The organism is Clavibacter sp. (assembly GCF_014802555.1).
In the GTDB taxonomy this organism is placed as follows: domain Bacteria; phylum Actinomycetota; class Actinomycetes; order Actinomycetales; family Microbacteriaceae; genus Clavibacter; species Clavibacter sepedonicus.
In genome coordinates, this window is sequence record NZ_JAAVCB010000029.1 from 59615 (window position 1) to 70892 (window position 11278).

Annotated in this window: 9 protein-coding genes and 2 pseudogenes; 4 read left to right on the top strand and 7 right to left on the bottom strand. The window is 72.5% G+C overall.

Features of this window, described 5'->3' with window-relative positions:
• Nucleotides 1-41: 41 nt before the first annotated feature.
• Nucleotides 42-1319: an Nramp family divalent metal transporter gene (locus tag HDR73_RS03745; RefSeq protein ID WP_012298547.1), complete on the top strand. Its 1278-nt coding sequence runs from the start codon at nt 42-44 to the stop codon at nt 1317-1319.
• 46 nt (nt 1320-1365) lie between these two features.
• Here HDR73_RS03745 and HDR73_RS03750 read toward each other — a convergent pair whose 3' ends face one another.
• Complete coding sequence (locus tag HDR73_RS03750; RefSeq protein ID WP_012298548.1) at nt 1366-1881, bottom strand: GtrA family protein; 516 nt, start codon at nt 1879-1881, stop codon at nt 1366-1368.
• Between the two features lie 187 nt (nt 1882-2068).
• Between HDR73_RS03750 and HDR73_RS03755 the strand changes: the two genes are divergently transcribed.
• A complete protein-coding gene (locus HDR73_RS03755; protein ID WP_012298549.1) occupies nt 2069-2815 on the top strand; it encodes a polyprenol monophosphomannose synthase in 747 nt (248 codons plus the stop codon).
• A 40-nt stretch (nt 2816-2855) separates the two neighbouring features.
• Here the strand turns inward: HDR73_RS03755 and HDR73_RS03760 are convergent, their stop codons facing one another.
• Nucleotides 2856-3707, bottom strand: coding sequence for a DUF429 domain-containing protein (locus HDR73_RS03760; RefSeq protein ID WP_012298550.1), 852 nt, complete (start codon nt 3705-3707; stop codon nt 2856-2858).
• Nucleotides 3708-3812: 105 nt separating this feature from the next.
• Between HDR73_RS03760 and HDR73_RS03765 the strand changes: the two genes are divergently transcribed.
• Complete coding sequence (locus HDR73_RS03765) at nt 3813-5330, top strand: aspartate ammonia-lyase (protein ID WP_012298551.1); 1518 nt, start codon at nt 3813-3815, stop codon at nt 5328-5330.
• A 78-nt stretch (nt 5331-5408) separates the two neighbouring features.
• On the opposite strand, the gene HDR73_RS03770 is transcribed toward HDR73_RS03765, so the two are convergent.
• The 4 genes and pseudogenes from HDR73_RS03770 to HDR73_RS03785 form a co-directional block, all read right to left on the bottom strand.
• Nucleotides 5409-6377 carry an apolipoprotein A1/A4/E family protein gene (locus tag HDR73_RS03770; RefSeq protein WP_287136234.1) on the bottom strand — a complete coding sequence of 323 codons (969 nt, stop codon included), beginning with the start codon at nt 6375-6377 and terminating at the stop codon, nt 5409-5411.
• A 43-nt stretch (nt 6378-6420) separates the two neighbouring features.
• Nucleotides 6421-6558: a hypothetical protein gene (locus HDR73_RS03775; protein ID WP_012298553.1), complete on the bottom strand. Its 138-nt coding sequence runs from the start codon at nt 6556-6558 to the stop codon at nt 6421-6423.
• Between the two features lie 29 nt (nt 6559-6587).
• Nucleotides 6588-7466, bottom strand: coding sequence for a fumarylacetoacetate hydrolase family protein (locus HDR73_RS03780; RefSeq protein ID WP_012298554.1), 879 nt, complete (start codon nt 7464-7466; stop codon nt 6588-6590).
• A gap of 97 nt (nt 7467-7563) precedes the next feature.
• A pseudogene (locus HDR73_RS03785) lies at nt 7564-10071 on the bottom strand (ATP-dependent DNA ligase).
• A 69-nt stretch (nt 10072-10140) separates the two neighbouring features.
• On the opposite strand from HDR73_RS03785, the gene ku reads away from it, so the two are divergent.
• Nucleotides 10141-11160 (top strand): non-homologous end joining protein Ku, encoded by a 1020-nt coding sequence (gene ku, locus HDR73_RS03790; RefSeq protein WP_012298555.1) that lies wholly within the window; start codon nt 10141-10143, stop codon nt 11158-11160.
• Nucleotides 11161-11176: 16 nt separating this feature from the next.
• On the opposite strand, the pseudogene HDR73_RS03795 reads toward ku, so the two are convergent.
• Nucleotides 11177-11278, bottom strand: a pseudogene (locus HDR73_RS03795) (IS481 family transposase); the annotation flags it as partial.

Here is an 11278-nt window from a genome sequence, read left to right on the forward strand (position 1 = left end):
GTGGGACGGGACCCCCTTCGACGACGCACGGGAGCCCGCTCATGACCGACCTCGACACGCGCGGCGACGTCCGCGGACCCCAGGAGTCGGCCAAGCGCTGGCGCATCGTCGGACCCGGCCTCGTGGTCGCCGCGACCGGCATCGGCGCGGGCGACCTCGTCGCGACGCTGGTGGCCGGATCCCGTTTCGGCTACGCCCTGCTCTGGGCCGCGGTCCTCGGCGTGATCATCAAGATCTTCCTGGTGGAGGGCGCCGGCCGGTACTCGCTCGCGACGGGCAGGACGATCTTCGAGGGCTGGCGCACGGTCGGCCGCTGGACCACCTGGTACTTCGGGCCGTACATCCTCATCTGGGGCCTGGTCTACGGCGCCGCCGCGATGAGCTCGTCGGCGCTCCCGCTCGCAGCGCTCTTCCCGGGCGTCGACCTCAAGGTGTTCGCCATCGCATGCGGCCTGGCGGGCGCCGTCGTGGTCTGGTTCGGGCGCTACTCGGCGTTCGAGAAGATCATCGCGGTGTTCGTCGGGCTGATGTTCGTGACCGTCGTGGGCGCCGCCGTCGTCACCGTGCCGAACGTGCCGGCGCTCCTCACGGGCCTCGTGCCCACCGTCCCCGAGGGTGGCCTCGTCGTCGCGCTCAGCATCGCGGGCGGCGTCGGCGGCACCATCACGCTCGCGGCCTACGGCTACTGGCTGCGCGAGAAGGGCTGGGTGGCGCCCCGCTGGATGAAGGTCATGCGCATCGACAACTCCGTCGCCTACGTGATGAGCGGGATCTTCGTGCTGTCCATGCTCGTGGTCGGCGCGGAGCTCCTGTACTCCGCCGACATCGCCCTGGCCGACGGCGAGGGCGGGCTCGTGCAGCTCGCCGACGTGCTGGGGGAGCGCTACGGCGCGTTCATGACGTGGTTCTTCCTGCTCGGGTTCTTCGCCACGTCATTCTCCTCGATCCTCGGCGTGTGGAACGGCGTCTCGCTCATGTTCGCCGACTTCCTCGGCACCGTCCGCGGCCTCGACGTCGAGGACCCGCGCCGTCGCCTCGGCGGCAGCTACTACCGGGCGTTCATCGTCTGGCTGACGATCCCGCCCATCGGCCTGCTCTTCCTCGACCAGCCGATCGGCCTGATCATCGCGTACGGCGTGCTCGGCGCCCTCTTCATGCCGTTCCTCGCGATCACGCTGCTCGTGCTCCTCAACACCGACCGCACGCCGCGCGCGTGGCGGAACCGGCCGCTCAGCAACACGGTGATGGGCCTCTCGGCGCTGCTGTTCGTGGTGCTCGGCATACAGCAGCTCGTGACGGAGGTCGGGAAGCTGCTGTAGCCGGTGCCGCGGGCCGGGCCGGGCCGGGCTGCTCGGCTCGGTCGGCTCAGTCGGCGGACGCGGACTGGCGGACGGCGCGGGAGCCGGCGTCGTCGGCCGCGGCCTCGGCGGCGGGCGCCGGCGTCCGGAACACCACGAGCCGGTAGAGCGTGAAGTTCCACACGAGGCCGATGAGCACGGCCGTGGCCTTCGCGATGTTGATCTCGAGGAACTCCTGCTCGGCGCTCGTGCCGAACATGAGCAGCGAGCGGCCGAAGGTCGTGTCGAAGCCGCGCTCGAAGAGCCAGATCACGCCGCTCTGCAGCAGCAGCGAGCTGAAGCCCGTGACCGCGAAGAACTTGAGGAACCGGCGCATCGTCACGGGCTCGCCGTGGCGGAACACGAAGAAGTGGTTGAGGAAGTACGAGATGGTGATGCCGACCGTGACCGAGATGAGGTTCGCGGCGAGGACGGGCATGTGCGCCGCGAGGATCAGCGCGTTGAGCAGCACGAAGTCGAGACCCGTGTTGAGGAGGCCGGCGATGAGGAAGCGGACGCGGCGGTCGGCGAGGAGCTTGGTCACGCTGATCCTCCCGGGCGGTCGCCGGTCGGTTCGGCGGTGCGCCCGGAGTCTGAGCACCGGGCCACACGAAGTGTAACAAGGCGATAACGGGCGACGCCCGTCCGGAGCGGTCCGATCGGCGGTCGCTGGCTAGACTCGACGAGGCCCGGATCCGGGTCATCCCCGATTCGGAGACGGAACCACCAGCTTGAGCAGTCTCACGATCGTGATCCCCACCTACGAGGAGGCGCGCAACGTCGGGGAGCTGCTGCCCCGCCTCGCGGCCATGGCGGGCCAGAACCCCGACTTCCGGATCACGGCCATGATCGTCGACGACTCCTCGCCCGACGGCACCGCCGACCTTGTCCGGTCGCTCGCGCCGAGCGTCGAGACCGACACGTTCCGCGTGCGCGTCGAGACCCGCGCGGAGAAGGCCGGCCTCGGCGCGGCCTACATCTGGGCCTTCGAGAAGCTGCTCGGGGCCGACGAGCCGCCGACCCACATCCTGCAGATGGACGCCGACCTCTCGCACGACCCCGCCTACATCACGGAGATGCTGCGCCGGGTGCGCGGCGGCGCCGACCTCGTGGTCGCCTCGCGCTACATCCGGGGCGGCGCGACGCCCGACTGGGACCTCAAGCGCCGGTTCCTCAGCGTCGGCGGCAACCTCTACACGCGCCTGTTCCTCGGCTCCCGCATCACGGACTACACGGGCGGCTTCAACCTCTACGAGACGCAGCTGCTGCGGCGGATCAGGCCCTCCACCATCACGACCACGGGCTACGGCTTCCAGATCGAGATGAAGCAGCGCGCGCTGAAGACCGCGAAGCGTCCCACCGAGGTGGCGATCGTGTTCATGGACCGCACCGAGGGCGAGTCGAAGATCCCGAGCGACACGCTCGTGAAGAACCTGCTGCTCGTTCTGCAGCTGCGCTTCGGGCTGCGCCGGGGCTGACGCGTCCGATCGCCGGCTAGCCCGCTAGTCGGATCGCCCGCTAGCCCGCGGGAGCGGACAGCGGATCGCCGGGCGCGCGCTGGTGCGGGCGCGCCGGCGCGATGATCGTGCCGCGCCGGCCGTGCTCGTCGACCACCGGGTCCGTCGCGCCCAGCACCTGCGAGCGCGCGAGCCCGTGCCGGGCCCAGTACGCGGCGGTCCAGGCGCAGATGAGGCCGTCGAGCAGGTCCTCGAGGTGCTTGTGCTGCCGCTCCACGATCGCCGGGCCGTCGGCGACGAGCGCGGCCGCGCGCGGGTGCGTCGTCACGTCGAGCGGCGGATCCGCGTGTGCGAGCCCCGCGACCGCGTCGAGCACCACGCGGAACTCGGCCGCCCGGTGGGGGCGCCGCTCGGCCGTCGCGAGCAGCGGCGCGAGGCGCTTGTAGCGCGGCTTCACGCCCGCGAACCCGAGCTCGGGCGCGCCCACGAGCGTCGTGTAGGGGTAGCACTCGAGCATCGTGCGGGCGCCCGCGTCGCGCGCGGCGCCGGACCCGTCGTCGTACTCCCAGCCCGCCGCCTCCAGCCTCCGCCGCAGCACGACCGCGCCCTGCGCCGGTCGGCCCGTGTTCGACGGGTACGCGGAGATGCCGAGGCGGCCGTAGCGCGAGGCGACCTCCTTCTCGGCGAGGCGGCTGCCCGTGGCGTTGGCGACGACCAGCGGTCCGTCGACCGCGGCGACCGCTCCCGGGTCCTCCCAGCGGGCGACCCAGGCGACCACCTCGTCGATCCCGCGGGCGGTCGTGAGGTCGAGCACACGGCCCGAGGCGTCGATGCACGCGAGCCCCGTCTCGCGCGCCGGCCGGGTCGCGGTGCCCTCCGCCCAGGCGAGGTCGATCCCGAGGAAGCGGCGCATCCGACGAGCCTATCCGCGGCCCCGGGCGGCCTCGGAGGTGCGCGACCCCGCTAGTAGGGTCGAAGGGCCCTCATGCCACGAGCGACGAGACGATGGAGCCTCCACATGACCCCTGTCAGCCCGAACGACGACCGCATCCCGACCTCGGACGGCCACCCCGTCCGCACCGAGACCGACAGCCTGGGGAGCATGGACGTCCCCGCCGACGCCTACTGGGGGATCCACACGGCGCGCGCGCTCGACAACTTCCCCATCAGCCTGCGGCCGCTCAGCGTCTACCCGGAGTTCGTCGTCGCGCTCGCGCAGGTGAAGCAGGCCGCGGCCCGCGCCAACGTGCAGATCGGCGTGCTCGATGCGCGGAAGGCGAAGCAGATCGACGAGGTCTGCACCGAGATCATCGCCGGGCACCTGCACGACCAGTTCGTGGTCGGCGTGATCCAGGGCGGCGCCGGCACGAGCACCAACATGAACACCAACGAGGTCATCGCGAACCGCGCCCTCGAGCGGGCCGGCCACGCGCTCGGCGACTACCAGCACATGCACCCGCTCGACGACGTGAACCGCAGCCAGTCGACGAACGACACGTACCCGACCGCGCTCAAGGTCGCCCTCATCCACTCGCTGCTGCAGACGCTCGACGAGCTCGACCTGCTGCGCCGCTCGTTCCTCGCGAAGGGCGCGCAGTTCTCGCAGGTGCTGAAGGTCGGGCGCACTCAGCTGCAGGACGCCGTGCCCATGACGCTCGGCCAGGAGTTCCACGGCTTCGCCACCACGCTCGAGGAGGACCACGCGCGGCTCGGGGAGCTCGTGCCGCTCTTGTCGGAGATCAACCTGGGCGCCACGGCGATCGGCACGGGCATCACGGCGGATCCGAACTACGCGGCCGCCGTGCGCGGGCACCTCAGCGCCATCACGGGCTACACGCTCGTGACCGCGAGCGACCTCATCGAGGCGACGAGCGACGCGGGCGTCTTCATGACGCTGTCGTCGACGCTCAAGCGCGGCGCCATCAAGCTGTCGAAGATCTGCAACGATCTCCGGCTGCTGTCGTCGGGGCCGCAGGCGGGGCTCGGCGAGATCAACCTGCCGCCGCGGCAGGCGGGATCCAGCATCATGCCGGGCAAGGTCAATCCCGTGATCCCCGAGGTCGTCAACCAGGTCGCGTTCTCCATCGCCGGCGCCGACGTGACGGTGACCATGGCGGCCGAGGGCGGGCAGCTGCAGCTCAACGCGTTCGAGCCGGTCATCGCGCACTCGCTGCTGCAGTCGCTGAGCTGGCTGCGGAACGCGGCGAAGACGCTGCGTGTGAACTGCATCGACGGGATCACCGCCAACACCGAGCGGCTCGCGGCGCAGGTGGAGTCGTCGGTGGGCGTCGTCACCGCGCTCACGCCGTACATCGGCTACGCCGCGTCCTCCAGCCTCGCGAAGACGGCGCTCATGACGAGCGCGTCGATCCCGGACCTCGTCGTCGAGGCGGGGCTCATGACGCGGACGCAGGTGGAGAAGATCCTCGCGCCCGACCGGCTCTCGGGCCTCGAGCCCGTGACGGCGGCCATGTCCGTGATCACGCCGGAGATGCTCGCGGCGCATGCGGCCGAGGAGGGCGGGCAGGCCGACTGACCCGCCCCGGGACGACGACAGCGCGCCGCGGCCCGAGGGCTGCGGCGCGCTGTCGCGTGCGGGGTGCGGTCCTCGGCGTCAGGCGTCGTCGGACGTGCGGGCCGGGGTGGTGCCGGTCGCGTCGTCGGCGGGGGCGGCGTGCGCGGGCTCCTCGGGGTGGACGGATCCGGCGATGTCGCCCGGGGTCGGCACGTGCGGGGCGTCGGACGTCGTCGGGGCAGCCTTCGCCTTGGGGGCGGCCTTCTTCGCGGCGGCCTTCGGCTTCGCGGGTGCGGGTGCGGGCGCGGGAGCCTCCGTCGGAGCGGTCGCATCGGCCGCCTCGGTCGGGATCGCGACGGGGCCGGTCTCGTCCTCATCGTCGAAGGACGCGAGCGCCTCGTCGCGTGCCTCGGCCGCGGTGAAGACGGCGCGGCGGCCGGCCTCCTCGCCGCGCTCACGGAGGTCCTCGGCCGTCGCCTGGACGCGCGTGCGCGCCTCCTCGGCGGTCTCGACGACGCGGCCGCGCACGTCCTCGGCGGTCTCGGCGACGCGCTGGCCGACCTCGGTGGCCTGCTGGCCGACGCGGTCGACGACGTGCTTGGTCTGGTCCGCGGTGCGGGTGCCGAGGTCCTTGGCGGTGTCGCCGACCCGGCCCGCGATGTCCTGGGTGGTGCTGCCGACCCGGCCCGCGATGTCCTGGGTGGTGCTGCCGACCCGGCCCGCGATGTCCTGCGTGGTGCTGCCGACCCGGCCCGCGATGTCCTGCGTGGTGGTGCCGATGCGCTCGCCCACCGTGTGCGCGGTGCGGCCGACGGCGACCGCGGCGCCCTGGACGGCGTGGCCGACGAAGTCCGCGACCTCCCGGGCGGTCTCCACCGTGCGCTCGACGACGACGGGGCCCTTCTCGTCGAGCACGGTCTGCACCTGGCGGACGCCGCGCTGCACGGGTTCGCTCGCCCAGACGGTGCGCGACGTGCGCGCGATGCCCTCGTAGCGCTTGCGTCCGGCGCGCGCGCCGAGGACGTAGCCGGTGCCGATGCCGGCGAGGAAGAGGAGACGGTTGATCATCCGTCCAGCCTAGACGCGGCGGTCGTGCGTCGTCCGGGAGCGGCTACGCGTCCGCGTCGCCCTTCCGGCCGGTCGCGTCGTGCAGCTCGTCCGTCTCGGGATCCGCCGCGTCGGGCGCCGACAGGTCGGCGTCCTCGGGGATGGAGTGGTCGTGGATCGGGTCCTGCGGCTGGTCGGTCATGCGATCGACCTTACGCGCGGCACCGATCGTCAGAGGATGCGCGTGTGCGTCGTCAGCGAGCCGATGCCCTCGACGGAGACCGTGACGGTGCTCCCGTCCTTGAGGAAGATCTGCGGGTCGCGCGAGTAGCCGGCGCCGCTCGTCGTGCCCGTGGAGATGAGCGTGCCCGGCTGGAGCGTGGACGACGTGGAGAGGTAGGAGACGAGGCGCGCGACCGTACGGACCATGCCGCTCGTGCGGCCGTCCTGCACCGTCTCGCCGTCGAGGACCGTGGTGATTCGGAGGTCCTGCGGGTCGGCGATCTCGTCGCGCGTGACGACGACGGGACCCGTGGGGGAGAAGCCGTCGAAGCTCTTGCAGCGGCTCCACTGCTGCTCCGAGAACTGGAGGTTGCGGGCCGTGATGTCGTTGACGACCGTGTAGCCGAACACGTGGTCGAGCGCATCCGCCTCGGACACGTCGCGGGCGGCGCGGCCGATGACCACGCCGAGCTCGACCTCGTAGTCGACCTCCTCGCTGAGCGAGCGCGGCCAGCTCGTGGTGCCCTCGTGGCCGGAGAGCGAGTTGGGCCAGAGCGCGAAGACCGTGGGGGCGGAGGCGCTCGTGATGTTGAGCTCCTCGGCGTGCGCGGAGTAGTTGAGGCCCACGGCGTAGACGGCCGGCGGGCGGAGGATCGCGGAGGCGTGCGTGAGGCCGTCCACCGGCGTGGTGTTGGTGCGGCTCGCGACGGCGCGCTCGACGGTCGCGCGGACGCGGGCCAGCTCGTCGTCACCGCGCTCGATGAGGTCCTGCAGGTCGCGCGGGGAGTCGTCGAGCACCTCGTCGAGGAAGAGCGCCTCGCCCTCCGAGACGATCGCGGCCAGTCGGGGGGTCACGCCGTCGTCGGCGAGCAGGTGGGCGAACTTCATGGCACGAGCGTATCGGGCGCGCGCGGGCGGGCGCGGTTGCGGTCATAACGTGCATGGGAAGGTCCGCCTCACCCATCTGCGGTCGTGCGGCTGTGGATCAGCCCTCGCGGACGACCTCGTCGGCCGACTTGTCGTGGCGCCAGCCGCGCCACGACGCCTGGCGCAGGCGGCCCGTCGAGGTCCACTCGGCGAACTCGACCTCGCCGACGAGGCGCGGGGTGACCCAGTGCGCGTCGCGGGCGTCGGCGGCCGGCACGTCGGCGAAGGGGCTCGTCTTCCGCGCGAGCGGGCGGAACCGGCGGAGCGCGTCGGCGAGGTCGCGCTCCGTGAAGCCCGTGCCGACGCGGCCGGCGTAGGCCAGGCCGTCGGGTCCGGGGACGCCCACCAGCAGCGAGCCGATGCCGGATGCGCGGCTGCCGGATCCGGGCCGCCACCCGCCGACCACGACCTCCTGGGCCCGGTGGTGCTTGACCTTCAGTCACGCGCTCGACCGGCGGCCGGACTCGTAGGGCGCGTCGACGCGCTTCGCGACGACGCCCTCGAGGCCGAGCTCGCGGCTGGTGGCGAGCGCGCCGTCGAGGTCGCCGTCGAAGGCGGGCGGGACCTGGATCCGGCCGCGGCCCGGCGACCGGACGGCGTCGAGGAGGGCGGCGCGGCGCTCGCGGTACGGCTCCTCGACGAGCACGCGGTCGCCGATCGCGAGCGCGTCGAACAGCATGAGGTGCACGGGCGCGGCCTTCCGGGCGCGCGCGATCTCCTTCTCGCCCGTGAGGCCCAGCCGCGTCTGGGGGAGCCCGAAGTCGGGACGGCCGCCGGCTCCGAGCACGACGATCTCGCCGTCGAGCACCGCCGCGTCGACGTCGAGCGAGTCGGGCAGCTCGACGAGCTCGGGGAAGGCGGGCGTGAGGTCGACGCCGTTGCGGCTCGTGATGGTCGCCCGGCCGTCGGCGACGACGGCGATGGCGCGGTAGCCGTCCCACTTCATCTCGATGGCCCACTCCTCGTCCGGGTCGAGGTCGGCACCCGTGGCGGCCGTGGCGAGCATGGGGGCGGGGGCGGATGCGGCGCCGCCCCTCCGCCGCGCGCCGACGCGCGTGCGCCTGCCCGCCCTCTCGAGCGACGCGGGGCGCGCGGGCTTCGCGTGCGTCGTCGCCGGGGCGTCGGCCGGCTCCATCAGGTGGATCAGCCAGTTCGCGTCGGCCTTGCCGTGCCCGCCCGTGTGGATGAGCGCGTACCGCCGCGGTCCGTCGATCCCGGTGCCGTCGCCGCGGCCGTGCAGCGTCGCGATGACCTCCTTGCCGTCGCGCCACTTCTCCAGCTCGAAGGTGCCCGCGTCCCAGATGGTGACCTCGCCGCCGCCGTACTCGCCCGCGGGGATCGTGCCCTCGAAGGACCCGTACTCCAGCGGGTGGTCCTCGGTCTGCACCGCGAGGTGGTTCGTGCCGTGCTCGGTGGGGACGCCCTTGGGGAGGGCCCGGCTCACCAGCACGCCGTCGTGCTCCAGCCGGAAGTCCCAGTGCAGCGCGCGGGCGTGGTGCTCCTGGATCACGAACGAGCGGCCCTCCGACGAAGCGGGCGCGTCGGCGGGGACGGGCTCGCTCGTCCTGGCGGCGTCGCGCTTGGACCGGTAGGTCGCGAGGCGGTCGTCCGCGGTGTCCGGCTCCTTGCGCGCGAAGCCCGCGAGCCGCTCGCGCGTCGGCTCCAGGCTCTCGCGGTGGCCCTCCTCGACGGGGGCGAGCGGATCCTGGCGCCTCCGCATCCGCGCGACGACCTCGTCCAACTCCAGATGCCGGAGGCCCGGCGACGCGAGCTCCCGCCAGGTGCGCGGCACCGCGACCGTGGGACGGGAGCGCCCGCGCAGCGAGTACGGCGCGACCGTCGTCTTGGCCGGGTTGTTCTGGCTCCAGTCGACGAGCACCTTGCCCTGCCGCAGCGCCATCTTCATGTCGCTGACCACGAGGTCCGGGTGGTCGGCCTCGAGCGCCCGGGCGAGCTCGTGCGCGACCTCGGAGACCGCGGCGGCGTCGTGGCTGCCGTCGAGCGCGGCGTAGAGGTGGATCCCCTTCGACCCGCTCGTCACCGGGTACGGCTCGAGGCCCATGTCACGGAGGATCGCGCGCGCCGCCTTCGCGACCTCGACGCACTCGGGGAGCCCGGCTCCCGGGCCCGGGTCGAGGTCCAGCACGAGCCGGTCGGGGCGCCGCTCGTCGCCCGTGCGGCCGAACCGCCACTGCGGCACGTGCAGCTCGAGCGCCGCGATCTGCCCGAGCCAGGTGAGCGTGGCGACGTCGCCGACGAGGGGGTAGTCGTTCGTGTGGTCGCGGTGCTGGATCGCGCGCCGCTGCACCCACTCGGGCGTGTGCGCGTCGAGGTCCTTCTGGAAGAACATCTTCCCCGGGTGCTCGTCCGTGCCCACGCCGTCGACCCAGCGCTTGCGGGTCACGGGCCGGTCGCGGAGGTGCGGCAGCATGTGCGGCGCGATGGCCGCGTAGTACGCGATCACGTCGCCCTTGGTCGTGCCGGTCGCCGGGTACAGCACCTTGTCGAGGTTCGACAGCGTGATCCGCCGACCCTCGACCTTCACCTGCTGCCTCTGCCCTGCCATCGCTCCAGCATGGCCCGGGCGGCCGGGCGCGGCCGGGGCGCGGCGGGCGACCGGGTGTTCACTGGATCCATGAGAGCCATCTGGAAGGGCGCCGTCACCTTCGGCCTCGTCAACGTGCCCGTGAAGGTCTACAGCGCGACGCAGGACCACGACGTGCCGCTGCACCAGGTGCACGACGCCGACGGCGGGCGGATCCGCTACCAGCGCCGCTGCGAGGTGTGCGGCAAGGTCGTCGACTACGCCCACATCGACAAGGCCTTCGACGACGGCGACCGCACCGTCGTGATCACCGAGGAGGACCTCTCCGCGCTCCCCGAGGAGAAGAGCCGCGAGATCGACGTCGTCGAGTTCGTGCCGAGCGACCAGGTCGATCCCGTGATGCTCGACCGCAGCTACTTCCTCGAGCCCGACTCCTCGAGCCCCAAGTCGTACGCGCTCCTCCGCCGGACGCTGCAAGAGACCGACCGCACGGCGATCGTCCACGTGACGCTCCGCCAGCGCACCCGGCTCGCGGCGCTCCGCGTGCGCGGCGACGTGCTCATGCTGCAGACGCTCCTCTGGGACGACGAGGTGCGCGAGGCCGACTTCCCGTCGCTGGATGCGGCACCGAAGGTCTCGCCGCGGGAGCTGAAGATGTCGGCGCAGCTCGTGGAGGGGTTCGCGGAGGACTTCGACCCGTCGAAGTTCAGCGACGAGTACCAGGAGCAGCTGAAGACCCTCATCGACGCGAAGCTCGCGCAGGGCGACTCGCTCGACACCGACGCGACGTTCGGGGAGGGCTCCGAGGAGGAGGACGAGGGCGAGGGCGGCGAGGTGCTCGACCTGATGGACGCGCTGAAGCGGAGCATCGAGCGGAGCCGGGGCGGGGGATCCTCGGGGAGGAAGACGGCGGCGCGGAAGGACGCGCCCGCGCGGAAGGCGGCGGCGAAGGGGAAGGCGAAGGTGAAGGCGTCCGACAGCGGGGCCGATCAGGCGGACCGGAAGGCCGCCACGAAGACGGCGTCCGTGAAGAAGCCGGCCGCGAAGAAGCCGGCCGCGAAGAAGCCGGCCGCGAAGAAGGCGCCCGCCGCCGAGAGGAAGAGCGCGTAGCGCTAGCTGTACTGGGTCATGACGTTGGTGACACTCGGGCCGCGGGCGTGAGCCCGTGGCTTGAGTGGATTCGTTCAGTGTTGTAGTGCTCGATGAAGGGGTCAAGCGCGTCGGCGCG

Bases quoted from the DNA above. Each gene is read 5' to 3' on its own strand.
- HDR73_RS03780 (WP_012298554.1), bottom strand. From the start codon at position 7,466: ATGAAGTTCGCCCACCTGCTCGCCGACGACGGCGTGACCCCCCGACTG.
- ku (WP_012298555.1), top strand. From the start codon at position 10,141: ATGAGAGCCATCTGGAAGGGCGCCGTCACCTTCGGCCTCGTCAACGTG.
- HDR73_RS03775 (WP_012298553.1), bottom strand. From the start codon at position 6,558: ATGACCGACCAGCCGCAGGACCCGATCCACGACCACTCCATCCCCGAG.
- HDR73_RS03745 (WP_012298547.1), top strand. From the start codon at position 42: ATGACCGACCTCGACACGCGCGGCGACGTCCGCGGACCCCAGGAGTCG.
- HDR73_RS03765 (WP_012298551.1), top strand. From the start codon at position 3,813: ATGACCCCTGTCAGCCCGAACGACGACCGCATCCCGACCTCGGACGGC.
- HDR73_RS03770 (WP_287136234.1), bottom strand. From the start codon at position 6,377: ATGATCAACCGTCTCCTCTTCCTCGCCGGCATCGGCACCGGCTACGTC.
- HDR73_RS03760 (WP_012298550.1), bottom strand. From the start codon at position 3,707: ATGCGCCGCTTCCTCGGGATCGACCTCGCCTGGGCGGAGGGCACCGCG.